This is a genomic window from Streptomyces sp. NPDC003943 (assembly GCF_053605265.1).
In genome coordinates this window covers 50,994-76,685 of record NZ_JBSGIW010000022.1, presented here as the reverse complement: position 1 = coordinate 76,685, position 25,692 = coordinate 50,994, and the positions used below count along the sequence as shown (strand labels likewise).

Here is a 25,692-nt window from a genome sequence, read left to right as displayed (position 1 = left end):
CCCTGGGGGTATGCACGGTCCGGCCGTCCCTGCAAGACCGCGTAATCGGTCAAGATCCCGGATGCGGTTCGTATCCGGAACACCTGTCCGGTTACGCTCAGGACATGCATGCCTGGCCCGCTTCTGAGGTCCCCGCCCTGCCCGGCAAGGGCCGCGACCTCCGGATTCACGACACGTCGACCGGTGGACGAGTGACCCTCGCCCCCGGCCCCGTCGCCCGTCTCTACGTCTGCGGCATCACGCCGTACGACGCGACCCACATGGGTCACGCGGCGACCTACAACGCGTTCGACCTCGTTCAGCGCGTGTGGCTCGACACCAAGCGGCAGGTCCAGTACGTCCAGAACGTCACCGACGTGGACGACCCGCTCCTGGAGCGGGCGCAGCGCGACGGCATCGACTGGGTCGGCCTCGCCGAGCGCGAGACCGCGCTCTTCCGCGAGGACATGACCGCCCTGCGCATGCTGCCGCCGCAGCACTACATCGGCGCGGTCGAGGCGATACCGGGCATCGTGCCGCTGGTCGAGCAGCTGCGGGACTCCGGCGCCGCCTACGAGCTCGACGGCGACATCTACTTCTCGGTCGAGTCCGACCCGCACTTCGGCGAGGTCTCGAACTACGACACCGAGCTGATGCGCCACCTGTCCGCCGAGCGCGGCGGCGACCCGGACCGCCCGGGCAAGAAGAACCCGCTCGACCCGATGCTGTGGATGGCCGCCCGCGAGGGCGAGCCCAGCTGGGACGGCGGCAGCCTCGGCCCCGGCCGCCCCGGCTGGCACATCGAGTGCGTCGCCATCGCCCTCGACCACCTCGGCATGGGCTTTGACGTGCAGGGCGGCGGCTCCGACCTGATCTTCCCGCACCACGAGATGGGCGCCTCGCACGCCCAGGCCCTGAGCGGCGAGTTCCCGATGGCCAAGGCGTACGTGCACGCCGGCATGGTCGCCCTGCACGGCGAGAAGATGTCCAAGTCCAAGGGCAACCTGGTCTTCGTCTCCGCGCTGCGCCGGGAAGGCGTCGACCCGGCCGCCATCCGGCTGGCCCTGCTCTCGCACCACTACCGGGCCGACTGGGAGTGGACCGACCAGGTCCTCCAGGACGCCGTCGAGCGCCTGGGCGCCTGGCGCGCCGCCGTCTCGCGCCCCGACGGCCCGTCCGCCGACGCACTCGTCGAGGAGCTCCGCGAGGCGCTCGCCGACGACCTGGACGCGCCGGCCGCGCTCGCCGCGGTCGACCGCTGGGCCGCGCTCCAGGCCGCCGAGGGCGGCACCGACGAGTCCGCCCCCGGCCTCGTCTCGCGCGCGGTCGACGCCCTCCTCGGTGTCGCCCTGTAGCGCACCGCCTCCGGGCCCTCACGGCCCTACAACTCCCATACGGGCAACCGCCCTTGGACTTCCGGTGAAGTCCAAGGGCGGTTCCGTTTTGCCTCTGGCTCGATGCTCGAATCTGCGCTAAAAACGCTCCATGCAATCATCAATGCGCATGAGAGCTACCCTCGGCGGAGCCGTGCTCGGACTCCTCGCGGTGTTCGCGGGACCCGGAAGCACCGCCTCCGCCGCACCCGCCGACACCACCGTGGGCGAGGTCACCGGCTTCGCCACCGACGGAGCCGCCCGAGGCGTCTACCGGCTGACCGCCGGTCACTCCGAGGCCCGGGTCAGCTTCGTCTCCGACGAGACCTTCCGCATCGAACTCGCCCCCGACGGCAGGTTCACCGACCCCACCGGCCAGGACATCGTCCTGCCGCAGGGCCCGCCGCCCGCCACCCACTGGGCCGACCTCGGCGACCGCTACGAGCTGAGCACCGACCGGGTCACCCTGCGCGCCTACAAGTCGCCGCTGCGCTTCGCCGCGCTCCGCGCCGACGGCACGCCCCTGTGGACCGAGACCCAGGGCCTCACCTGGAACCAGGACCGCACCACCCAGACCCTGGCCCGCGGTGCCGACGAGCAGTTCTACGGCGCCGGCATGCAGAACGGCCGCGGCAACACCTCGCACCGCGGCAAGACCGTCGAGGTCGGCGTCGACTACAACTGGAACGACGGCGGCCACCCCAACTCCGTCCCGTTCTACCTCTCCTCCGCCGGCTACGGCGTCTACCGCAACACCTACGCCCCCAACACCTACGTCTTCGGCGAGCCCGTCACCACCACCGCCCGCGAACAGCGCTTCGACGCCTACTACTTCGCCGGCAGTGGCCATGACGCCGTCAAGGACGTCATCGGCCAGTACACCAAGCTCACCGGCAAGCCGTTCATGCCGCCCGTCTACGGCCTGGAGATCGGCGACTCCGACTGCTACCTGCACAACGCCAACCGCGGCGAACGCCACACCCTCGACGCCCTCAAGGTCTCCGACGGCTACGTCCAGAACGACATGCCCAACGGCTGGATGCTCGTCAACGACGGCTACGGCTGCGGCTACGAGAACCTCGCCGAGACCGCCCAGGGCCTCAAGGCCCGCGGCGCCCAGCTCGGGCTGTGGACCGAGGACGGCATCGACAAGCTCGCCGACCAGGTGAAGGCCGGGCAGCGGGTCGCCAAGCTCGACGTCGCCTGGGTCGGCTCCGGCTACAAGTTCGCCCTCGACGGCTGCAAGGACGCCTACGCCGGCATCGAGGCCAACTCCGACGCCCGCGGCTTCACCTGGGCCCCCGAGAGCTGGTCCGGCGCCCAGCGCTGCGGCGTCCAGTGGTCCGGCGACCAGTCCGGCAGCTGGGAGTACATCCGCTGGCAGATCCCCACCTACGCCGGCGCCGCCATGTCCGGCCTCGCCTACACCACCGGCGACGTCGACGGCATCTTCGGCGGCAGCCCCAAGACCTACACCCGTGACCTGCAGTGGAAGATGTTCCTGCCGGTCACCATGACCATGGACGGCTGGGCCGCCATGGACAAGCAGCCCTTCCGCTACGGCGAGCCCTACACCTCGGTCAACCGCGCCTCGCTCAAGCTGCACGAGGCCCTGCTCCCGTACATCTACTCCTACGCCCACCAGGCCACCGAGACCGGCGTCGGCCTCGCCCGGCCGCTCGCCCTCGAATACCCGGACGACCCGGTGGCCGCCTCGGACGCCGCCAAGTACGAGTTCCTCAGCGGCGAGGACTTCCTGGTCGCGCCCGTCTACAAGGACGCGGTGGAGCGCGACGGCATCTACCTGCCCAAGGGCACCTGGATCGACTACGCGAACGGGCGCACCTACGAAGGCCCCGTCACCCTCGACCACTACAGCGCCCCGCTCGACACCCTGCCCCTGTTCGTACGGGCCGGGGCCGCCGTCCCGATGTGGCCGGGCGGCATCCGCTCGTACACCGAGCGCAAGGCCGGCGACCCGATCGCCTGGGACGTCTACCCGCAGGGCCGGTCCTCCTTCGAGCTGTACGAGGACGACGGCGTCACCCGCGCCCACCGCAGCGGCGGCTACGCCACCCAGCTCGCCCAGGTGAGCGCCCCGCAGCGCGGCGCCGGTGACGTCAGCGTGCGGATCGGCCCGAGCGCCGGCGACTACACCGGCAAGGCGGCCGCCCGCCCGTACCGCTTCACCGTGCACACCGGCGACAGCCCGAGCACGGTCCGGCTGGGCGACCGGACGCTGCCCCGGCTCGACTCGAAGGCCGCCTTCGACGCCGCCGAACAGGGCTGGTGGTACGACCGCGACGACCGCGGCGGAGTCGTTCAGGTGAAGACCGGCGCCCAGCGCACCGACCGCGGCTTCACCCTCGAACTCGCCGACACCAGCGCCGTCGGCGGCGCCGTCCCCGGGGCCGCCGCCACCGTCACCGCCCCGGCCGGGCAGGAGCTCGGTGCGGGCGTGCCCGGCACCGTCGCCGTCGACGTCACCGCCGGCACCAGGGACGCCACCGACGTCCAGGTCGCGCTGGGCGCCCCGGCCGGCTGGCAGGTCGCCCCGGCCGCCCCGGTCGACCGCGTCCCGGCCGGCGCCACCCGGCGCGTCGAGCTCTCCGTGACGCCGGCCAAGGACGCCGTCCCCGGCGAGACCGTGCTCACCGCGAGCGTCCGGCACCGGGCCGCCGGAGTCGACCGCACCGCGGTCCAGCGGTTCGCCGTCGGCGTGATGCCGGAGCCGCCGACCGCCCCGGCCTGGGCGAGCGACCTGGTCTGGCTGAAGTCCACGAACGGCTGGGGACCGCCCGAACGAGACCGCTCCAACGGCGAGTCGGGCGCCACCGACGGCCACACCCTCACCCTCGCCGGGCAGACCTACGCCAAGGGCATCGGCGCCCACGCCGACTCCGACATCGAGGTCTACCTCGGCGGCCGCTGCACCTCCTTCACCGCCGACGCCGGCATCGACGACGAGATCAACGGCTACGGCGAGGTGGCCTTCTCCGTCGAGGCGGACGGCAGGGTGCTGTGGACCTCGCCCCGGGTCACCGGAGCCTCCGCCACCGTCCCGGTGAACGTCGACGTGACCGGCGCGCGCCACGTCCATCTGAAGATCACCGACACCAACGGCTCGAAGAGCGGGGACCACGGGGACTGGGCGGCCGCCCGGTTCACCTGCGCCTGATGCCGACGGCCGTATTCGGCTAATTGGCTTGCGAGCGGCGTGTGTTGTGATGAGGTGTGAGTGCCAATCGACCAGTTGTACGAAAGGGCGCTCGTGTCACGTTCGTTCGCACGCAGAGGTTTTCTGGGAGCCGCCGCCGCCCTCGGCGCGGCGGCTCTCACCGGCCCGCTCGCCGCGGGCCCGGCGCACGCCGCCGACTCCGGTCGGCCGTGGCCCGCCGGCTTCCCGCTGCCGAAGGGCTTCGCGCCCGAGGGCATCGCCATCGGGCACAGCCCGTACGCCTACTTCGGCTCGCTCGCCAACGGCGCCGTCTACCGGGCCTCGCTGGCCACCGGGGAGGGCCGGATCATCCACGAGGGGCTGGGCGACGGGCACATGACCGTCGGCCTCAAGATCGACACCGCCGAACGGCGACTCTTCCTCTCCGGCGGCTACAGCCGGGAGATCCGGGTCGTCGACGTCCGCACCGGCGCGCTGCTGCGCCACTTCACCGGGCTCGGCGCGGAGACCACCATGGTCAACGACGTCGTCCTGACCCCCGGTGCCGCCTGGTTCACGGACTCCTACCAGCCGCAGCTCTACCGCCTCGCCCTCGACCGCGCCGGCGAGCCGGTCGGCGCCCCCGAGACCGTACCGCTCGGCGGCGACTGGACCCAGGGCCCCGACTTCACCGCCAACGGCATCGCCCGCACCACCGACGGCCGTGCCCTGCTCGTCGTCAACACCTTCGCCGACGGCGGCACGTTGATGCGGGTCGACCCGGCCACGGGCGCCGCGACCGCCGTCGACCTCGGCGGACTGAAGATCCCCAACGGCGACGGGCTGCTGCTCCTCGGCCGCACCCTGTACATCGTCCAGCAGGTGAACAACCAGGTCGACGTGGTCCGGCTGAACGCCGCCGGCACCCGCGGCACGGCCGTCGCCCGGATCACCGACCCGCGCTTCCGCATCCCCACCACTGCGGCGGCCTGGGGCGACCGGATCTATCTGCCGAACGCCCGCTTCGACACGGAGCCCACGCCGGCCACCGAGTACGACGTCGTCGCGATCGACCAGGTCTGACGGAAACGGACGGGAGGGGCGGCCGCGCCACCCCTCCCGTACCGGTCACTCCTCGGAGCCCTCGTCCTCGTCGCCGTCCCCCGAGCCGTCCTCGGCGTCGGGCCGCTCCGACCCCGGCTGCTCCGACCCCGGCCGCTCCGGCTCCGCACGCTCCGGTTCCGCGCCCGGTACCGCCTCCGGGCCCGGCTGCTGCGGCTTCGGCGGCCGGGTCCGCTCGCCGGCGCTGTCCCGGAGGTACGAGGCGTCGCCGCTCTCCGTCGCGTGCCCCGGACCGCTCTGGCCCGGCTCGCGGCGCCGCAGATAGCGCTCGAACTCGCGGGCGATGGCCTCGCCGGACGCCTCCGGGAGCTCCGCCGTGTCCCGCGCCTCCTCCAGCGTCTGCACGTACTCGGCGACCTCGCTGTCCTCGGCGGCCAGCTGGTCCACGCCCACCTGCCAGGCCCGCGCGTCCTCGGGCAGCTCGCCCAGCGGGATGCGCAGGTCGATCAGGTCCTCCAGGCGGTTGAGGAGGGCCAGCGTCGCCTTCGGGTTCGGCGGCTGCGACACGTAGTGCGGGACCGCCGCCCACAGGCTCACCGCCGGCACCCCGGCGTGCGTGCAGGCCTCCTGGAGGATGCCGACGATGCCCGTCGGGCCCTCGTAGCGGGTCTCCTCCAGGTCCATCCTGCGGGCCAGATCGGGGTCGGAGGTGACGCCGCTGACCGGCACCGGACGGGTGTGCGGGGTGTCGCCGAGCAGCGCGCCCAGGATCACCACCATCTCCACGCCCAGCTCGTGCGCGAAGCCCAGGAGCTCGTTGCAGAACGAACGCCAGCGCATCGACGGCTCGATCCCGCGCACCAGGACCAGGTCCCGGGGCTTGTCCCCGCCGATCCGCACCACGGAGAGCCGGGTCGTGGGCCAGGTGATCTTCCGGACGCCGCCGTCCATCCACACTGTGGGCCGGTTGACCTGGAAGTCGTAGTAGTCCTCGGCGTCGAGCGCCGCGAACACCTCGCCCTTCCACTCCCGGTCCAGGTGGGCGACCGCGGCGGAGGCGGCGTCGCCGGCGTCGTTCCAGCCCTCGAACGCGGCCACCATGACCGGGTCGATCAGCTCGGGAACCCCCTCGAGCTCGATCACCCAGCGCCTCCTTCGTCGAAGTTCCTGTCGTACGGACCAACCTTATGCCTTTCGGGCGGCCCGCCCGCAGCCCTCGGACACGCCCGAAGGCCGGTTCGGTTGTGATCGACTACCCAGGAACTCCCGTCGGCACGCGTACGCGCGCCACTCCTCGTTCACTCCTCCCAGAGCGTGCTGGGGGCCTCCTTCCGTACGACCGGGGCGATCTCCTCGGCGAACCGCTCCAGCGTCTCGATCTGCTCGGCGGTGGACTGCCCGAAGGTGTCCACGGTGATGGACTGCAGGTCGTGGCCGTACACCTCGTGGTAGCCGAGGATCTTGTCGATGATCTGCTGCGGGGAGCCGATGAGCTGCGGGCCGCCCGCGATGGCGTCCTCGATGGTGCGGAACGGGGTGTTGTAGCCGGCCTTCCCCTCCAGGTGGGGGCGGAAGGTCTGGCGCACCCTCGCCTCGTAGAGGTCCTTGTAGCGGCTGACGGCCTGCTCGGCGGTGTCGGCGATGAGCAGGCCGCCGGAGCCCGCCGCCACGCGCGCCTCGCGCGGATCGTGCCCGTACTCCTCGAACTTCTCGCGGTAGTGGGCGATGAGCCTCGCGTACGCCTCGCGGGGCTGGATGGCGTTGGCGGTGAACAGCGGGTCGCCGTGCCGGGCGGCGAGCTCGGGGGAGTTGAGGCTGGTGGCCGAGCCGTGCCAGACGCGCGGCGGGCGGCCGCCGTACGGGCGGGGGACCGTGGTGACGTTCTTCAGGGCGGGCCGGAACTCGCCCTCCCAGTCGACGCCTTCCTCCGTCCACAGCCGGCGCAGGAGCTCGTACTTCTCCTTCTGCAGGTCCCACTGGCGTGCCTCGTCCAGGCCGAACAGGTCGAAGTGGCCGGCCTCCGCGCCCTTGCCGACGACGAGTTCGAGCCGGCCACGGGAGAGCAGGCCGAGCGTGGCGTAGTCCTCGGCGACCCGGACCGGGTCGAGGATCGCGACGACGGTGACGCCGGTGAGGAGACGGATGCGGGAGGTGCGGGCGGCCAGCGCGCCGAGCACCACCGAGGGGCTGGAGGAGAGGAAGGGGCCGGCGTGCCGCTCGCCGACCGAGTAAGCGTCGTAGCCGAGCCGCTCGGCGGCCTCGCCGACCGCCAGGACTTCCTCAAGACGGTCGGCGGCGGAGGGCAGTTCGCCGGTGAGGGGGTGCGGGGCATGGCCGATGAGGGAGAGCACCTGAAACTTCATGCTTCAACTCTGCGCGCGGAGTGTTGCGTCGGTGTGGCGGGCGCATGGCGCGCGCACCGGCATGCGTAAGGGGCGGTCTCCCCGGGAGACCGCCCCTTACCACCCTGTGGGGGGTGCCTAGTTGCCGCGCAGCATGTCCTCGACCTTGCCGCGGACCTCGTCCGTGGCAAGGCCGCGGATGGTCAGCGTGGTGCGGCGGCGCAGCACGTCGTCCGCGGTCTCGGCCCACTCGTGGTCGCGGGCGTAGGCGACCTGGGCCCAGATCTCCGGCGCGTCCGGGTGGATGCGCTCGGCGAGCTCGGGGTTCTCGTTCGCCATCCGGGCGATGTCGAAGGAGAGCGAGCCGTAGTGGGTCGCCAGGTGCTTGGCGGTGTCGGCGGCCATGCGCGGGCCGGGGGCCGGGCCGTCGACGAGCAGACGGTGGACGACCGCGTTCGGGTTGGCGATGCCCGGCAGCGGCAGCCGCTTCGGCAGCGTGGCGACCGGCTCGTAGTCGTCGCCGAGCGGGTGGCCCGGCAGCGACTCCAGCTTCTTCATGATCGTGCGGCCGATGTGGCGGAAGGTGGTCCACTTGCCGCCGGCCACCGACAGCATGCCGCCGCGGCCCTCGGTGACGACCGTCTCGCGCTTGGCCTTCGAGGTGTCGCCGGGTCCGCCCGGCAGCACCCGCAGGCCGGCGAAGGCGTAGGTGATCAGGGAACGGTCGAGCTGCTGGTCGCGGATGGAGAAGGCGGCCTCGTCCAGGATCTGGGCGATGTCCTTGTCGTTGACCGCGACCTCGCCCGGGTCGCCCTCGTACTCCTCGTCGGTGGTGCCGAGCAGGAGCATGTCCTCCCAGGGGAGGGCGAAGGTGATCCGGTACTTGTCGATGGGGGTGGCGAGCGCCGCCTTCCACGGGGAGGTGCGCTTGAGGACCAGGTGCGCGCCCTTGGAGAGGCGGATGGAGGGGGCCGCGTTGGGGTCCTCCATCTTGCGCAGGTGGTCCACCCACGGGCCGGTGGCGTTGAGCACCAGACGGGCGTCGACGCCGAACTCGTCGCCGGACATGCGGTCCCGCAGCTCGGCGCCGGTGACCCGGCCCCGGGTGAAGCGCAGGCCGGTGACCTCGGCGTGGTTGAGGACGACAGCGCCGGCGTCGACCGCGGCGCGGACCGTCATGAGGGCCATGCGGGCGTCGTTCATCTGGTCGTCGCCGTAGACGGCGACGGCCTTCAGGTTGTCCGTGCGCAGCTCCGGCACGTCCTGGGCGGCCTTGGCGGGGCTCAGCAGGTGGCCGACGCCGTCGCCGAAGGCGGACAGGGCGCTGTAGGCGAAGACGCCGGCGCCGAGCTTGGCCGCGCCGTGCGGGCCGCCCTTGTAGACGGGCAGGTAGAAGGTGAGCGGGTTGGACAGGTGGGGGGCCACCTGGCGGGAGACCGCGCGCCGCTCGAAGTGGTTCTCGGCGACGAGCTTGACCGCGCCGGTCTGCAGGTAGCGCAGACCGCCGTGGAGGAGCTTGGAGGAGGCGGAGGAGGTGGCGCCGGCGAAGTCGCCGGCGTCCACCAGGGCCACCCGCAGCCCGGACTGCGCGGCGTGCCAGGCGGTGGAGATGCCCAGGATGCCGCCGCCGATCACCAGGAGGTCGTACGTCGCCTTGGAAAGCTGCTCTCTGGTCTCGGCGCGGGTCGGAAGCGAACCGGCGGCCGGGTGCATCCCCAGGGAGGGGAGGCTCTGCAGGGTGGTCATCGCGCGTTACTCCTCGTCAGTTCTCTTCTTCGTCGAGCCAGCCCATGGAGCGCTCCACGGCCTTGAGCCAGTTCTTGTACTCGCTGTCGCGCTTGTCGGCGTCCATGCGAGGGGTCCACTCGGCGGCCCTGCGCCAGTTGGCGCGCAGCGCGTCGGTGTCGGGCCAGAAGCCGACGGCGAGGCCGGCGGCGTAGGCCGCGCCGAGGCAGGTGGTCTCGGCGACCATCGGGCGCACGACGGGTGCGTCCAGGAAGTCGGAGAGGGTCTGCATCAGCAGGTTGTTGGAGGTCATGCCGCCGTCGACCTTGAGCGCGGTCAGCTCGACGCCGGAGTCCTTGGTCATGGCGTCGGTGATCTCGCGGGTCTGCCAGGCGGTGGCCTCGAGGACGGCGCGGGCGATGTGCGCCTTGGTGACGTACCGGGTGAGGCCGGCGATCACACCGCGGGCGTCGGAGCGCCAGTACGGGGCGAAGAGACCGGAGAAGGCCGGCACGAAGTAGGTGCCGCCGTTGTCCTCGACGGAGGAGGCCAGGGTCTCGATCTCGGCGGCGGACTTGATGAGGCCCATCTGGTCGCGCATCCACTGGACGAGCGAGCCGGTGACGGCGATCGAGCCCTCCAGGGCGTAGACCGGCTTCTCGTCGCCGATCCGGTAGCCGACGGTGGTCAGCAGGCCGCTGTAGGAGTTGATGATCTTGTCGCCGGTGTTCATCAGCATGAACGTTCCGGTGCCGTACGTGGACTTGGCCTCGCCCTCGGCGAAGCAGGTCTGGCCGAACAGGGCGGCCTGCTGGTCGCCGAGCGCGGAGGCGACCGGGACGCCGTCGAGGAGGCCGCCCCTGACCGTGCCGTACACCTCGGCGGAGGAGCGGATCTCCGGCAGCACGGCGGCCGGGATGTCCATGGACTGCAGGATCTTCTCGTCCCAGGCCATGGTGTGGAGGTTCATCAGCATGGTGCGGGAGGCGTTGGTGACGTCGGTGACGTGGTGGCCGCCGTCCACGCCGCCGGTCAGGTTCCAGATGACCCAGGAGTCCATGGTGCCGAAGAGGATGTCGCCGCGCTCGGCGCGCTCGCGCAGGCCCTCGACGTTGTCGAGCAGCCAGCGGACCTTCGGGCCGGAGAAGTACGAGGCGAGCGGCAGGCCGGTCTCGCGGCGGAAGCGGTCCTGGCCGACGTTGCGGCCGAGCTCCTTGCACAGGGCGTCGGTGCGGGTGTCCTGCCAGACGAGCGCGTTGTGGACCGGCTCGCCGGTGTTCTTGTCCCACAGCAGGGTGGTCTCGCGCTGGTTGGTGATGCCGATGGCCTTCACGTCGGCCGCGGTGATCCCGCCCTTGGTGAGGGCGCCGGCGACGACCTCCTGGACGTTGGTCCAGATCTCGATCGGGTCGTGCTCGACCCAGCCCGGCTTCGGGAAGATCTGCTCGTGCTCCTTCTGGTCGACGGAGACGATCCGGCCGTCCTTGTCGAAGACGATGCAGCGGGAGGAGGTGGTGCCCTGGTCGATGGCGGCGATGAACGGGCCGGTGGTGTGGGCGTCGGTCACGGTGTGCTCCAAGGGAGGTCTGGAAGAAGGACGGCTCAGGCGAACGCGATGTTGTAGATACCCGCGGCGATGGCGCCGCCGACCAGCGGGCCGACGACCGGGACCCAGGCGTAGCTCCAGTCGGAGCCGCCCTTGTTCGGCAGCGGGAGCAGGGCGTGCACGAGGCGCGGACCGAGGTCACGGGCCGGGTTGATGGCGTAGCCGGTCGGACCGCCGAGCGAGAGGCCGATGGAGACCACGACGAACGCGGTGATCAGGGCGCCGAGGACGCCGAGGCCCTTGCCGCTGTCGTTCAGGCCCTGGGTGAGCACGGCGAGGACCAGCACGACGGTGCCGATGATCTCGGTGGCCAGGTTCTGCCAGGTGTTACGGATCTCCGGGCCGGTCGAGAAGACGCCGAGCACGGGACCGGCGTTCGGGGCGGCCTGCTGGTCGACCATGCCCTCCTCGTGCGGCGTCGAGATGATCGACTCGTCCGTGAGGTGGGCCCGGAACTGGCCGTAGTACGTGACCCAGACCAGCACCGCGCCGATCATGGCGCCGAGCAGCTGGCCGGCGAGGTAGACCGGAACGTTGCTCCAGTCGCCGTCCTTGATCGCTATCGCGATGGTGACGGCGGGGTTCAGATGGGCGCCGGAAAGGGAAGCGGTCATGTAGACCGCCGTCATGACGGCGAAGCCCCACCCGAAAGCGATCGCGAGCCAGCCCGCGCCGCGGGCCTTCGAGCTCTTGAGCGTCACGGCGGCGCAGACACCGCCGCCGAGCAGGATGAGTACGGCGGTACCGATGGTCTCGCCGATGAAGATGTCGGAGCTGGACACCCGCGACTCCTTTGTCCTTCGTCCAGGGGAAGGCGAACCACGGGTTCCCTCCGGTGGTCCGCGCCCTCGTGTGAGGGCGATGGCGGCCCTTGGCACTGCCATACCTTAGCGCGTATTGCCGGTAGCTGTTCGACAATGCCGACCGATGAACGGAAGTTTTGCGCCACGGTTAACAGCGCGTCAAGGGTGCTGAGCACGAAAAACCCGCCGATAACGCGATCGTTACCGGCGGGTTCGCATGTGTTCGGTTGTGCGGGGCGCGCAGGGCGGAGCGGATGCCTCCGGGCCGTACGCCGGGCCCGCGGCCCTCAGAAGCGGCCGGCCCCCAGGTCGCGGGAGACCGCGCGGGCGCAGTCCCGTACGGCCGCCACCAGCTCCGAGCGCAGCTCGCCCCCGGCGCAGACCCGCTCCACCGCGCCCGTGATGGCCACGGCGCCCACCGGCATCCGGCGCCGGTCGTGGATGGGCGCGGCCACCGACGCCACGCCCTCCCAGGTCTCCTCCACGTCGGCGGCCCAGCCGCGCGCCCGGGTCATGTCGAGCAGCGCCTCGAAGTCGGTGAGCCCGGTGACCGTGCGGGGTGTGAAGGAGTCCCGCTCGGCCTCCACCACCTCGCTGTGCGCCACCGGGTCGTATGCCGAGAGCACCTTGCCGAGCGCCGTGGAGTGCAGCGGCTGCATGGCCCCCACCTCCAGGACCTGGCGGCTGTCGTCCGGCCGGAAGACGTGGTGGACGATCAGCACGCCCTGCTGGTGCAGCACGCCCAGGTGGACGCTCTCGCCGCTGGAGCGGGCCAGGTCGTCGGTCCATACGAGGGCCCGGGCCCGCAGCTCGTGGACGTCCAGGTAGCTGTTGCCGAGCCGCAGCAGCTCCGCGCCCAGCTGGTAGCGGCCGGAGGCCGGGTCCTGCTCCACGAAGCCCTCGGCCTGCAGGGTGCGCAGGATGCCGTGCGCGGTGCCCTTGGCGAGGCCGAGGGAGGAGGAGATGTCGGACAGGCCGAGCCGGCGCTCGCCGCCCGCGAGCAGTCGCAGCATCGCCGCCGCCCGTTCAAGCGACTGGATGTTCTTCGCCATCGCCCGGCCCTTTCTCACCACATGCTGTTCGACAATGCTGAACACTATCGGTCGATGCCGACCTTGCGTCACACCTGACAGTGTCGTCCAAGAACGGGCCGTACCGGGAGTCCCCGCACACAGGATGCCGTCCACCAGCTGGAACCCCGTGTCCACCCCGGCACCCGCGCGGTTACTCTGGGCCCGTGCATCCTCTGCCGAGGGTGCAAAGCCGACAGCCGTCGCATCCCAGGGAGCTCATTCCATGGCCTCGTCGCCGACCCCTTCCGCCGCACCCGCGACCGCCGCCCAGCGGGCCGACGCCCTGCGCGAGGCCTTCGCCTCCCGGGTCGTCGTCTCCGACGGAGCGATGGGCACCATGCTCCAGGCCCAGGACCCCTCTCTGGAGGACTTCCAGCAGCTCGAGGGCTGTAACGAGATCCTCAACGTCTCCCGCCCGGACATCGTCCGCTCGGTCCACGACGCCTACCTCGCGGTCGGCACCGACTGCGTCGGCACCAACACCTTCAACTGCAACTTCTCCGCGCTCGGCGAGTACGACATCTCGCACCGCATCCAGGAGCTGTCCGAGGCCGGCGCCCGGATCGCCCGCGAGGCGGCCGACGCGTACACGGAGAAGACCGGACAGCAGCGCTGGGTCCTCGGCTCCATGGGCCCCGGCACCAAGCTGCCCACCCTCGGCCACGTCGAGTACGGCACGATCCGCGACGCCTACCAGCAGAACGCCGAGGGTCTCCTCGCCGGCGGCGCCGACGCCCTCCTCGTCGAGACCACCCAGGACCTCCTCCAGACGAAGGCCGCCATCATCGCGGCCCACCGCGCCATGGAGGTCGCCGGCTACCGGGTCCCGCTGATCACCTCGGTCACCGTCGAGACCACCGGCACCATGCTCCTCGGCTCCGAGATCGGCGCCGCGCTGACGGCCCTGGAGCCGCTCGGCATCGACATGATCGGCATGAACTGCGCCACCGGCCCGGCCGAGATGAGCGAGCACCTGCGCTACCTCGCCCGGCACGCCGGCATCGCGCTGTCCTGCATGCCCAACGCCGGCCTGCCGATCCTGACCAAGGACGGCGCGCACTACCCGCTGTCCCCGGCCGAGCTGGCCGACGCCCACGAGACGTTCGTGGCCGAGTACGGCCTCAACCTGGTCGGCGGCTGCTGCGGTACGACCCCCGAGCACCTGCGCCAGGTCGTCGAGCGGGTCCGCGGCCTCGTGCCGCCGGTCCGCGAGCCGCACCCCGAGCCGGGCGCCGCCTCGCTGTACCAGACCGTCCCCTTCCGCCAGGACACCTCGTACCTGGCGATCGGCGAGCGGACGAACGCCAACGGCTCCAAGAAGTTCCGCGAGGCGATGCTGGAGGCCCGCTGGGACGACTGCGTCGAGATGGCGCGCGACCAGATCCGCGAGGGCGCGCACATGCTCGACCTGTGCGTGGACTACGTGGGCCGCGACGGCGTCGCCGACATGAAGGAGCTCGCCGGCCGCTTCGCCACCGCCTCCACCCTCCCGATCGTCCTCGACTCGACCGAGGTCGACGTCATCGAGGCGGGTCTGGAGAAGCTGGGCGGCCGCGCGGTCATCAACTCGGTCAACTACGAGGACGGCGACGGCCCGGAGTCCCGCTTCGCCAAGGTCACCCGCCTCGCGCAGCAGCACGGCGCCGCCCTGATCGCCCTGACGATCGACGAGAACGGCCAGGCCCGCACGGTCGAGGACAAGGTCGCCATCGCCGAGCGGCTGATCGCGGACCTGACGGGGAACTGGGGCATCCGCGAGTCGGACATCCTCATCGACGCCCTGACCTTCACCATCTGCACCGGCCAGGAGGAGTCCCGCAAGGACGGCATCGCCACCATCGAGGCGATCCGCGAGCTGAAGCGCCGTCACCCCGACGTGCAGACCACGCTCGGCCTGTCCAACATCTCCTTCGGCCTCAACCCGGCCGCCCGCATCCTGCTCAACTCGGTCTTCCTCGACGAGTGCGTGAAGGCGGGCCTCGACTCGGCGATCGTGCACGCGTCGAAGATCCTGCCGATCGCCCGCTTCGACGAGGAGCAGGTGCAGACGGCCCTGGACCTCATCTACGACCGGCGCCGCCCCGGGCAGGGGGACGAGCCGGCCTACGACCCGCTCCAGAAGCTGATGGCCCTCTTCGAGGGCGCCACCGCCAAGTCCCTCAAGGCCGGCAAGGCCGAGGAGCTGGCCGCGCTCCCGCTGGAGGAGCGCCTCAAGCGGCGGATCATCGACGGCGAGAAGAACGGCCTGGAGGCGGACCTCGACGAGGCCCTGACCACCACGCCCGCCCTCGACATCGTCAACAACACGCTGCTCGACGGCATGAAGGTGGTCGGCGAGCTGTTCGGCTCCGGCCAGATGCAGCTGCCGTTCGTGCTCCAGTCCGCCGAGGTCATGAAGACCGCGGTGGCCTACCTGGAGCCGCACATGGAGAAGTCGGACGCCGAGGGCAAGGGCACCATCGTCCTCGCCACCGTCCGCGGCGACGTCCACGACATCGGCAAGAACCTCGTCGACATCATCCTCTCCAACAACGGCTACAACGTCGTCAACCTGGGCATCAAGCAGCCCGTCTCCGCGATCCTGGAGGCCGCCGAGGAGCACCGGGCCGACGTCATCGGCATGTCCGGTCTGCTCGTGAAGTCCACCGTGATCATGAAGGAGAACCTGGAGGAGCTGAACCAGCGCGAGCTGGCCGCCAAGTACCCGGTGATCCTCGGCGGCGCGGCCCTCACCAGGGCGTACGTCGAGCAGGACCTCTACGAGATCTACCAGGGCGAGGTCCGCTACGCCCGCGACGCCTTCGAGGGCCTGCGCCTGATGGACGCCCTCGTCGCCGTCAAGCGCGGCGTCCCGGGCGCCACCCTGCCCGAGCTGAAGCAGCGCCGGGTCGCCAAGGGCGCCGCCACGCTCCAGGTCGACGAGCCGGAGCCGGGCGGCCGCTCGGACGTCGCCACCGACAACCCGGTGCCGACCCCGCCGTTCTGGGGCACCCGGGTCGTCAAGGGCATCCAGCTCAAGGAGTACGCGAGCTGGCTCGACGAGGGCGCGCTGTTCAAGGGCCAGTGGGGCCTCAAGCAGAACCGGACCGGTGACGGACCGTCGTACGAGGAGCTCGTCGAGACCGACGGCCGGCCGCGGCTGCGCGGCTGGCTGGAGCGCCTGCACACGGAGAACCTGCTCGAAGCGGCCGTCGTGCACGGCTACTTCCCCTGCGTCTCCAAGGGTGACGACCTGATCATCCTCGACGAGTCCGGCAACGAGCGCACCCGCTTCACCTTCCCGCGCCAGCGCCGCGGCCGCCGCCTGTGCCTCGCGGACTTCTTCCGCCCGGAGGAGTCCGGCGAGACCGACGTCGTCGGCCTCCAGGTCGTCACCGTCGGCTCCCGCATCGGCGAGGCCACGGCCAAGCTGTTCGAGTCCGACTCCTACCGCGACTACCTGGAGCTGCACGGCCTGTCCGTGCAGCTGGCCGAGGCCCTCGCCGAGTACTGGCACGCCCGGGTCCGCGCCGAGCTCGGCTTCGGCGGCGAGGACCCCGCCGACGTCGAGGACATGTTCGCGCTCAAGTACCGCGGCGCGCGCTTCTCCCTCGGCTACGGCGCCTGCCCCGACCTGGAGGACCGGGCGAAGATCGCCGAGCTGCTCCAGCCGGAGCGGATCGGCGTCCACCTCTCCGAGGAGTTCCAGCTCCACCCCGAGCAGTCCACGGACGCCATCGTGATCCACCACCCGGAGGCGAAGTACTTCAACGCCCGGTAATCGTCCGCTCACGATGCGGGGGTAAATACCTGCGTTGTAAGTCGACGCGACGTACACTGGTTGGTCCAGTGCAGGCCGGTCGCCCACCCCCTTGCGGGTTGGGAGGCCGGCCTCTTCGTCCCTCCATGGAGGTGTGCCGGATGACCAGTACGGTCCCCGCGTCCCTGTTCCGTGCCAACGGCAGCTCCGCCCTGCAGGCGGTCTTCCTCGACATGGACGGCACCCTCGTCGACACCGAGGGCTTCTGGTGGGACGCGGAAGTGGAGGTCTTCGCCGACCTCGGGCACCGCCTCGACGAGGCGTGGCGGGACGTCGTGGTCGGCGGCCCGATGACGCGCAGCGCCGGCTATCTCATCGAGTCCACCGGCGCCGACATCACCCTCGAAGAGCTCACCGTGCTGCTCAACGAGAAGTTCGAGCAGCGCATCGACCGGGGCGTGCCGCTGATGCCGGGCGCCGAGCGTCTCCTTGCCGAGCTGGCCCGGCACAACATCCCGACCGCCCTGGTCTCCGCCTCGCACCGCAGGATCATCGACCGGGTGCTCGCCTCGCTCGGCCGGAACCGCTTCACCCTGACCGTCGCGGGCGACGAGGTGTCCCGTACGAAGCCGCACCCCGAGCCGTATCTGACCGCCGCCCGCGGAGTGAGCGCCGACCCGGCGCTGTGCGCGGTCGTCGAGGACACCGCGACCGGCGTGGCGGCCGCCGAGGCGGCGGGCTGCCGGGTGGTCGCCGTGCCGTCCGTCGCCCCCATCGCGCCTTCCGCCGGCCGGGTCGTGGTGCGCTCCCTCGAAGAGGTCGACGTGCCCTTCCTGCGCACGCTCATCGCCGGCCCGCACACCATCTGAGCCGCTCCCCCTCAGGCCACCCACTAGAGAGGCCCCTGCGTGACGTTGGTCACGCAGAGTGCCGATCGGTGGGTGGCCTGTCTGCGTGCAGTGTCCGGAAACCGGCGGTTACACCCTGCCCAAGTGTCCCGTTTCGATCATCCGCGTACGAATCGTTCCCATGCATGTGTATCGAACACACCGTATTCATGACCGTTTCGTGAGCATCAGGCGGACTGGCCCCGTCCGGTGGCAGCGGCGCCGCCTACTACTCTTTCGCGAGTACTCCGCCGCACCATCCGAGTGCCCCGGCGCACACCCAAGTCGCCGCGTACACAGGACCGATCGCACCCCTTCACGGCCCGATCGCCCGCCCCGACCGGGCGGCCGGCGGAGTGACCGAAGCCGCTGTACCACTGCCGGCCGTCACCCCGTGCCGGTGAAGGAGATCGTCCCTGATGAACCGCAAGACCCTGGTGCTGCCCCTCACGGCAGCCCTGCTCACGCCCCTCCTCGCCGGCTGCGGCGGCGACGGCAAGAGCAAGGCCATCGTCGTCGGCACCACGGACCAGTTCGTCGCCACCGCGGACGCTCCCGCCCCGCTCGACCCCGCCTTCGCCTACGACACCGGCGCCTGGAACATCCTGCGCCAGACCGTCCAGACGCTCATGCACGTCCCGCGCGGCGGCGGCCGGCCCGTCCCCGAAGCCGCCCAGAGCTGCGCCTTCACCGACAAGGAGAGCGAGAGCTACCGCTGCGAGCTCCGCTCCGGTCTCACCTTCGCCGACGGCACCCCGGTCACCGCCGACGACGTCAAGTTCTCCGTCGAGCGCGTCCTCGCCATCAAGTCCGACAACGGCACCGCCGCCCTCCTCGCCGGCATCGACACCGTCGAGACCAAGGGCGACCGCGAGGTGATCTTCCACCTCAAGACGCCCGACGCGACCTTCCCGTACAAGATCTCCACCCCCGTCGCCGGCATCCTCAGCAAGGACAAGTACGACGGCAAGGCCCTGCGCAAGGGCTTCGAGGTCGACGGCTCCGGCCCGTACATCCTCAAGGCCGAGGTCGCCGGCGACAAGGTGACGAAGTTCGTCTTCACCAAGAACGCCCGCTACAAGGGCGACATCACCATGCGCAACGACAAGGTCGAGCTGCGCCCCTTCGACGACGCCGCGAGCATGGACAAGGCGCTGCGCGACGACACCATCGACGTGGCCGGCCGCGCCATGTCGCAGGCGCAGATCAAGGAGCACACCGAGAAGCCCGAGGACGGCATCAACCTCACCGAGGTGCCCGGCCTCGAGATCCGCTACCTCGGCTTCAACACCAAGGCCCCCGCCGTCAAGGACAAGGCCGTCCGGCAGGCCATCGCCTCCGTCGTCGACCGCGGCGCCCTGGTCAGCAAGGTGTACGGCCCCACCGCCGAACCGCTCTACTCGCTGATCCCGTCCAGCGTCACCGGCCACGCCACCTCGTTCATCGACACCTACGGCGAGCCCGACACCGCGAAGGCCGCCAAGATCCTGCGCGACGCAGGCGTACCGACCCCGGTCAAGATCACCCTGCACTACACCACCGACCACTACGGCGCCGAGACGGCCCAGGAGTTCGAGGCCCTGCGCGGCCAGCTCAACGACAGCAAGCTCTTCGACGTCCAGATCCAGGGCACCGAATGGGCCAAGTTCCGCCCGGCCCAGAAGCGCGGCGACTACGCCGTCTACGGCCTCGGCTGGTTCCCCGACTACCCGGACCCGGACAACTACGTCGCCCCGTTCCTCGACAGCGACAACTTCCTCAACACCCCCTACGTCAACCAGTCCGTCCGAGACCGGCTGATCCCGCAGTCGCGCCGCGAGGCCGACCGCACCGCCGCGACCCCCGTCTTCGACCAGATCCAGAAGATCGTCGCCAAGGACGTGCCCGTCCTCCCGCTGTGGCAGGGCAAGCAGTACGTGGCCGCCCGCGACGACATCACCGGCGTCGAATGGTCGCTGAACACCTCCTCCGACCTGCTCCTGTGGGAACTCGGCCGCGGCAACGCCTGACCCCTTCGTTCGTACCGGCCGCGCGACACCCCCGCGGCCGGCCTGGCAAGAGATCAAGAGGCAAGTTCTGTGAAGACACACAACAAGTGGCTGACCGCCCCGCTCGCGGCCGGCCTGGCGGCCACCCTGCTCAGCGGCTGCGGCACCGAACAGGGCGGTGACGCCGGCGAGGCCGGTCCCACCGTCCGCGTCGGCATGTCGGACGAGATCCTGGCGACCGACCCCGCCGCCGGATACGACCCCGGCTCGTGGCTGCTGTTCAACAACGTCTTCCAGTCCCTGCTCGCCTTCCCCAAGGGCGGCTCCCTGCCCGAGCCCGACGCCGCCCAGAAGTGCGGCTTCGACACCGGCAGCACCGTCTACACCTGCACCCTGCGCGAAGGCCTCAAGTTCTCCAACGGCAACCCGCTCACCTCGGAGGACGTCAAGTTCTCCTTCGAGCGCGCGCTGAAGATCGACGACCCCTCCGGCCCGGCCCCGCTGCTGTCCACCATCGACGCCATCGAGACCCCCGACGAGAAGACCGTCGTCTTCAAGCTCAAGGTCCCCGACGCCACCTTCCCCAGCAAGATCGCCTCCGGCGCCGGCTCCATCGTCGACCACCGCGAGTACTCCGCCACCGAGCTGCGCACCGACGGCAAGGCCGTCGGCTCCGGCCCGTACAAGCTCGACTCGTTCAGCGACACCGAGGCCGACTTCTCCGCCAACCCCAACTACTACGGCACCGCCAAGCTGCGGAACGGCGGCGTCAGCCTCAAGCTCTACGGCGGCGACCGCGAACGCCTCGCCAAGGCCCTGTCCGCGGGCGAGATCGACGTCGCCTACCGTGGCCTCTCCGCCGACGACATCGCCGCGATCGAAGGCTCCACCAGCGCCGACGAGAAGGGCCTGGAGGTCGTCCAGGGCAGCAGCGCCGAGGTCCAGCACCTGGTCTTCAACATGAAGGACCCGGTCGTCGGCAAGCTCGGCGTACGCAAGGCCATCGCCCACCTCGTCGACCGCGACGCGCTCGTCCAGGGCGTCTACAAGTCGACCGCCACCCCGCTCTACTCGATCGTCCCGGCGGGCATCGCGGGCCACAACACCGCCTTCTTCGACACCTACGGCAGCCCCGACAAGGAAGCCGCCAAGAAGGCCCTGCGCTCGGCCGGCATCACCACCCCGGTCAAGCTCACCCTCTGGTCCACCCCCAGCCGCTACGGCCCCGCCACCGACCAGGAACTCAAGGCGATAGCCCAGCAGCTCAACGACAGCGGCCTGTTCCAGGCCGACGTCAAGTCGGTGGAGTACAGCCAGTACGAGAAGGACATCGAGGCCGGCAAGTACGGCGTCTACGTCAAGGGCTGGGTCCCCGACTACCCCGACGCCGACAACTTCACCGCGCCCTTCTTCGGCGACGGCAACGTCCTCGGCAACCACTACGAGAACGACAAGATCACCGGCGACCTCATCCCCAAGACCGCCGCCTCCGCCGACCGCGGCGCCACCGCCGCCGACTTCGGCAAGGTCCAGGACATCGTCGCCGAGCAGCTGCCCTTCCTGCCGCTGTGGCAGGGCAAGCAGTACGCCGTCGCGCGCGACACCGTCACCGGCCTCGAATGGACCCTCGACGCCTCCACCGTCTTCCGCTTCTGGGAGATCAAGAAGGGCTGACCGAGCCCGCCGTACGAAGAGGGCCCGGCGCGCCGCCAGCGCACCGGGCCCTTTCGCACGCCGTCAGGCGATCACTGCGCGCCGGGGCGCACCAGACCGCTCTCGTACGCGTACACCGCCGCCTGCACCCGGTCACGCAGGCCCAGCTTCGTCAGCACATGCCCCACGTGCGTCTTCACCGTCGTCTCGCTGACGAACAGATCCGCCGCGATCTCCGCGTTCGACAGACCCCGCGCCACCAGCTTCAGCACCTCGACCTCACGGTCCGTCAGCGTGTTCAGCGTGTCGGGAACCTGCTCCTCGCCCGACGGCAGATGCGCCGAGTACTTGTCGAGCAGCCGGCGCGTGATCGACGGCGCCAGCATCGCCTCGCCCGCCGCCACGACCCGGATCGCCTGCACCAGCTCGGTCGCCGGAGCGTCCTTCAGCAGGAAGCCGCTCGCCCCCGCCCGCAGCGCCTCCACCACGTACTCGTCCAGATCGAACGTCGTCAGCACCAGCACCTTCGCCGGGCCGTCCCGGCCCGGACCCGTGATCTGCCGCGTCGCCTCCACGCCGTCCATCCGCGGCATCCGGATGTCCATCAGCACCACATCGGGCTGCAGCGCCCGCACCTGGTCCAGGGCCTGCAGACCGTCACCGGCCTCACCCACCACCGCGATGTCCTGCTCCGCCTCCAGAATCATCCGGAAACCGGTACGCAGCAGCGGCTGGTCGTCGACCAGTAGGACGCGGATAGCCACGGACAACTCCTTCACGGGCCTCGACGGCCCAGGGGCTCACAGGGCGGGCGGAACGGCACCCATTCTGCCCTGACCGCTCTCACCCGACTCCGCCGGGCGCGCGGGCACCACCGGCAGTGGATACACCGGGGGAGTGCCACCGAACTCCGGACACACCGCCTGGTGGTCGCACCAGCCGCACAGCTTCGTCGGCCGCGGCCGCCAGTCACCCGTCTCCGTCGCCAGCCGGATCGCCTCCCACAGCGCGAGCAGCTTGCGCTCCACCCGCAGCAGATCCGCCTCCACCGGGTCGTACGTCAGTACGTCCCCGCTGCCCAGATACACCAGCTGCAGCCGGCGCGGCACCACGCTCTTCAGCCGCCACACCACCAGCGCGTAGAACTTCATCTGGAACAGCGCGCCCTCGCGGTACTCCGGACGCGGCGCCTTGCCCGTCTTGTAGTCGACGATCCGCACCTCGCCCGTCGGCGCCACGTCGACCCGGTCGATCACCCCGCGCAGCCGCAGCCCCGAATCCAGCTCCGCCTCCACGAACATCTCGCGCTCGGCCGGCTCCAGACGCGTCGGATCCTCCAGCGTGAACCACCGCTCGACCAGCGACTCCGCCTCCGCCAGCCACTGCGCCAGACGCTCGCCCGCCGGATCCTCCGCGAACAGCTCGCCCAGCTCCGGCCGCGACTCGAGCAGCCGGTCCCACTGCCCCGGGATCAGCGACTTCGCCCGCGGCGCCGTCCGCTCCACCGCCGGCGCGTCGAACAGCCGCTCCAGCACCGCGTGCACCAGCGTGCCCCGCGTCGCCGCCGCACTCGGCTTCTCCGGCAGCCGGTCGATCACCCGGAACCGGTACAGCAGGGGACACTGCATGAAGTCGCTCGCCCGCGACGGCGACAACGACGTGGGCGTCCGGGCCGCCGAGGAATCCACCGGCGGCTGCTCGCTCGTACTCATGACAAAGACAGTACGGCCCGCCACTGACAGCGCGTACCCGTCCGACCCTGATCCGCTCACCAGGCGCGCGCGGAATACCATCGACTCAGGACCCGTCGCACTGCATCATCGACATGATCGAACCGTGACCGCGTGACGCGGGCCGAGCAGCTCGGCGACGAAAGGAACCCGTGAACCAGGACGAGTCCAAGCCGCAGCGGACCGAGGAGCCCGGCGGCGGCATCCTCATGGGCCGGCCCTTCGGCGTGCCCGTCTACGTCGCGCCCAGCTGGTTCCTGGTCGCCGCCCTCATCACCTGGGTCTTCGGCGACCAGATCGACCGCGTCCTGCCCGAACTCGGCGCCCTGCGCTACCTCGTCTCGCTCTTCTTCGCGATCGCCTTCTACGCCTCCGTACTCGTCCACGAACTGGCCCACACCCTCGCCGCGCTCCGCTTCAAACTGCCCGTGCGCCGCATCCAGCTCCAGTTCTTCGGCGGCGTCTCCGAAATCGAGAAGGAGACCGAGACCCCCGGCCGCGAGTTCCTCCTCGCCTTCGTCGGCCCGCTGCTCTCCCTCGTCCTCGCCGGCATCTTCTACGCCGGCCTGTACGCCGTCGAACCCGGCACCGTCCCCGCCGTACTGCTCGGCGGCCTGATGATCTCCAACCTGATCGTCGCCGTCTTCAACCTGCTCCCCGGGCTCCCGCTCGACGGCGGCCGGATGCTCCGCGCCGTCGTCTGGAAGATCACCGGCAACGCCATGAGCGGCACCGTCGCCGCCGCCTGGGTCGGCCGCGCCCTCGCCGTCACCGTCCTCATCGGCCTGCCCCTGCTCACCCGCACCGGCCTGCTCGGCAACAACACCGAGAGCGTCTCCGGCTTCACCACCGTCACCGACGCCCTGCTCGCCGCCATCCTCGCCGCCATCATCTGGACCGGCGCCGGAAACAGCCTCCGCATGGCCCGCCTCCGCGAACACCTCCCCGAACTGCGCGCCCGCACCCTCACCCGCCGCGCCATCCCCGTCGAGTCCGCCACCCCCCTCTCCGAGGCCCTCCGCCGCGCCAACGAGGCCGGCGCCCGCGCCCTCGTCGTCGTCGACGGCCACGGCGCCCCCACCGGCATCGTCCGCGAGACCGCGATCGCCGGCATCCCCCAGCACCGCCGCCCCTGGGTCGCCGTCAGCGCCCTCTCCCAGGACCTCACCGAAGGCATGAAGGTCCCCGCCGACCTCACCGGCCAGCCCCTCCTCGACCACCTCCGCGCCAGCCCCGCGACCGAATACCTGGTGATCGAGGACGGCGGCGAGATCTACGGCGTCCTCTCGACCACCGACGTCGAGAAGGCATTCGTGAAGGCCATGGCACGACCCTCCTCGTAACACCGGTACACCGCTTCCGAGCCGAAGGAGCGCGGCGGTGCCGAAAGGGAGAGCGCGCGGAGGCGGCGAGGAACGAGCTGCCGAGCACGGTCGACCGTCGGCACCGACTCGAGCGCTCCGGAGGGGAGGAAGCGCTTGATAAGGTGGCTCACATGTCCGAACCGACCGGTGCCGCCCGCCGTCGCGGGCCCTTCAAGGTCGGGGACCAGGTCCAGCTCACCGATCCCAAGGGACGCCACTACACCTTCACGCTCGAAGCCGGGAAGAACTTCCACACCCACAAGGGTTCCTTCCCGCACGACGAGCTGATCGGTGCTCCCGAGGGCAGTGTTGTCCGTACCACGGGAAACGTCGCCTACCTCGCGCTGCGCCCCCTGCTCCCCGACTACGTCCTGTCCATGCCCCGCGGCGCCGCCGTGGTCTACCCCAAGGACGCGGGGCAGATCCTGGCCTTCGCCGACATCTTCCCCGGCGCCCGCGTCGTCGAGGCCGGAGTCGGCTCCGGCTCGCTCAGCTCCTTCCTGCTGCGAGCCATCGGCGACAGCGGCATGCTGCACTCCTACGAGCGCCGCGAGGACTTCGCCGAGATCGCCAAGGGCAACGTCGAGCGCTACTTCGGCGGCCCGCACCCCGCGTGGCAGCTGACCGTCGGCGACCTCCAGGACAACCTGTCCGACACCGACGTCGACCGCGTCATCCTCGACATGCTCGCCCCCTGGGAGTGCCTGGAGGCCGTCTCCAAGGCGCTCGTCCCCGGCGGCATCCTGTGCTGCTACGTGGCCACCACCACGCAGCTCGCCCGCACCGTGGAGTCCATCCGCGAATTCGGCTGCTACGCCGAACCGCAGCCCTGGGAATCCATGATCCGCAACTGGCACGTCGAGGGCCTGGCCGTCCGCCCGGACCACCGGATGATCGGCCACACCGGCTTCCTCGTCACCGCCCGCCGCCTCGCGGACGGCGTCGAGCCCCCGATGCGCCGCCGCCGCCCCGCCAAGGGCGCCTACGGCGAGGACTACGAAGGCCCCAACAAGGGCTGACACCACCGGGGCTGACGCCCCGACAACGCACGCGTGCCGCCGTCGAGTTCCCGCCCACGGGCCGGGGAAGCGACGGCGGCACACGCGTGTCCGGACAGCCCCAGCAGCCCCGCGGCGGGCAGTCCACGGGAAACCACCCCGACTGTTCCGCCCGCCTGTGACGTGTGGCACGATGCCCGCAACTCCTCCTTC

At 70.9% G+C, this 25,692-nt stretch carries 17 protein-coding genes; 9 read left to right on the top strand and 8 right to left on the bottom strand.

Annotated elements, in window-relative coordinates:
• Positions 1-104 precede the first annotated feature (104 nt).
• From mshC to ACWEV0_RS12495, 3 genes are all read left to right on the top strand, one after another.
• Positions 105-1,334, top strand: a complete 1,230-nt coding sequence (mshC, locus tag ACWEV0_RS12505) for a cysteine--1-D-myo-inosityl 2-amino-2-deoxy-alpha-D-glucopyranoside ligase (RefSeq protein ID WP_453148919.1) — start codon at positions 105-107, stop codon at positions 1,332-1,334.
• 130 nt (positions 1,335-1,464) lie between these two features.
• A complete protein-coding gene (locus ACWEV0_RS12500; RefSeq protein WP_453148917.1) occupies positions 1,465-4,530 on the top strand; it encodes an NPCBM/NEW2 domain-containing protein in 3,066 nt (1,021 codons plus the stop codon).
• A 93-nt stretch (positions 4,531-4,623) separates the two neighbouring features.
• Positions 4,624-5,592 carry an SMP-30/gluconolactonase/LRE family protein gene (locus ACWEV0_RS12495; protein ID WP_453148916.1) on the top strand — a complete coding sequence of 323 codons (969 nt, stop codon included), beginning with the start codon at positions 4,624-4,626 and terminating at the stop codon, positions 5,590-5,592.
• Positions 5,593-5,637: 45 nt separating this feature from the next.
• Here ACWEV0_RS12495 and ACWEV0_RS12490 read toward each other — a convergent pair whose 3' ends face one another.
• The 6 genes from ACWEV0_RS12490 to ACWEV0_RS12465 form a co-directional block, all read right to left on the bottom strand.
• The gene (locus tag ACWEV0_RS12490; protein WP_453148915.1) at positions 5,638-6,714 is read right to left on the bottom strand and encodes a PAC2 family protein; all 1,077 of its coding nucleotides are present in this window, start codon (positions 6,712-6,714) and stop codon (positions 5,638-5,640) included.
• 155 nt (positions 6,715-6,869) lie between these two features.
• A complete protein-coding gene (locus tag ACWEV0_RS12485; protein WP_453148913.1) occupies positions 6,870-7,934 on the bottom strand; it encodes an LLM class flavin-dependent oxidoreductase in 1,065 nt (354 codons plus the stop codon).
• 117 nt (positions 7,935-8,051) lie between these two features.
• Complete coding sequence (locus ACWEV0_RS12480) at positions 8,052-9,659, bottom strand: FAD-dependent oxidoreductase (RefSeq protein WP_453148911.1); 1,608 nt, start codon at positions 9,657-9,659, stop codon at positions 8,052-8,054.
• Positions 9,660-9,675: 16 nt separating this feature from the next.
• On the bottom strand, positions 9,676-11,205 hold the full coding sequence (glpK, locus tag ACWEV0_RS12475; RefSeq protein WP_453148909.1) for a glycerol kinase GlpK: 1,530 nt from the start codon (positions 11,203-11,205) through the stop codon (positions 9,676-9,678).
• Between the two features lie 35 nt (positions 11,206-11,240).
• Positions 11,241-12,026, bottom strand: a complete 786-nt coding sequence (locus ACWEV0_RS12470; RefSeq protein ID WP_453148908.1) for an MIP/aquaporin family protein — start codon at positions 12,024-12,026, stop codon at positions 11,241-11,243.
• Positions 12,027-12,334: 308 nt separating this feature from the next.
• Positions 12,335-13,099, bottom strand: a complete 765-nt coding sequence (locus tag ACWEV0_RS12465) for an IclR family transcriptional regulator (RefSeq protein ID WP_453148906.1) — start codon at positions 13,097-13,099, stop codon at positions 12,335-12,337.
• A gap of 244 nt (positions 13,100-13,343) precedes the next feature.
• Between ACWEV0_RS12465 and metH the strand changes: the two genes are divergently transcribed.
• The 4 genes from metH (at position 13,344) to ACWEV0_RS12445 (ending at position 21,408) form a co-directional block, all read left to right on the top strand.
• Positions 13,344-16,880 (top strand): methionine synthase, encoded by a 3,537-nt coding sequence (metH, locus tag ACWEV0_RS12460; protein ID WP_453148905.1) that lies wholly within the window; start codon positions 13,344-13,346, stop codon positions 16,878-16,880.
• A 140-nt stretch (positions 16,881-17,020) separates the two neighbouring features.
• A complete protein-coding gene (locus ACWEV0_RS12455) occupies positions 17,021-17,728 on the top strand; it encodes an HAD family hydrolase (RefSeq protein ID WP_453148903.1) in 708 nt (235 codons plus the stop codon).
• A gap of 437 nt (positions 17,729-18,165) precedes the next feature.
• Entirely contained in the window at positions 18,166-19,755 is a 1,590-nt protein-coding gene (locus ACWEV0_RS12450; protein ID WP_453148901.1) for an ABC transporter substrate-binding protein, read from the top strand.
• A gap of 69 nt (positions 19,756-19,824) precedes the next feature.
• The gene (locus tag ACWEV0_RS12445) at positions 19,825-21,408 is read left to right on the top strand and encodes an ABC transporter substrate-binding protein (protein WP_453148899.1); all 1,584 of its coding nucleotides are present in this window, start codon (positions 19,825-19,827) and stop codon (positions 21,406-21,408) included.
• A gap of 71 nt (positions 21,409-21,479) precedes the next feature.
• Here the strand turns inward: ACWEV0_RS12445 and ACWEV0_RS12440 are convergent, their stop codons facing one another.
• Both ACWEV0_RS12440 and ACWEV0_RS12435 read right to left on the bottom strand, forming a co-directional pair.
• Entirely contained in the window at positions 21,480-22,151 is a 672-nt protein-coding gene (locus ACWEV0_RS12440) for a response regulator (protein WP_132914643.1), read from the bottom strand.
• 36 nt (positions 22,152-22,187) lie between these two features.
• On the bottom strand, positions 22,188-23,099 hold the full coding sequence (locus ACWEV0_RS12435) for a RecB family exonuclease (protein ID WP_453148897.1): 912 nt from the start codon (positions 23,097-23,099) through the stop codon (positions 22,188-22,190).
• 227 nt (positions 23,100-23,326) lie between these two features.
• On the opposite strand from ACWEV0_RS12435, the gene ACWEV0_RS12430 reads away from it, so the two are divergent.
• Both ACWEV0_RS12430 and ACWEV0_RS12425 read left to right on the top strand, forming a co-directional pair.
• A complete protein-coding gene (locus tag ACWEV0_RS12430; protein WP_453148941.1) occupies positions 23,327-24,460 on the top strand; it encodes a site-2 protease family protein in 1,134 nt (377 codons plus the stop codon).
• 152 nt (positions 24,461-24,612) lie between these two features.
• The gene (locus ACWEV0_RS12425; RefSeq protein WP_019884997.1) at positions 24,613-25,500 is read left to right on the top strand and encodes a tRNA (adenine-N1)-methyltransferase; all 888 of its coding nucleotides are present in this window, start codon (positions 24,613-24,615) and stop codon (positions 25,498-25,500) included.
• The last annotated feature ends 192 nt before the right edge of the window (positions 25,501-25,692 follow it).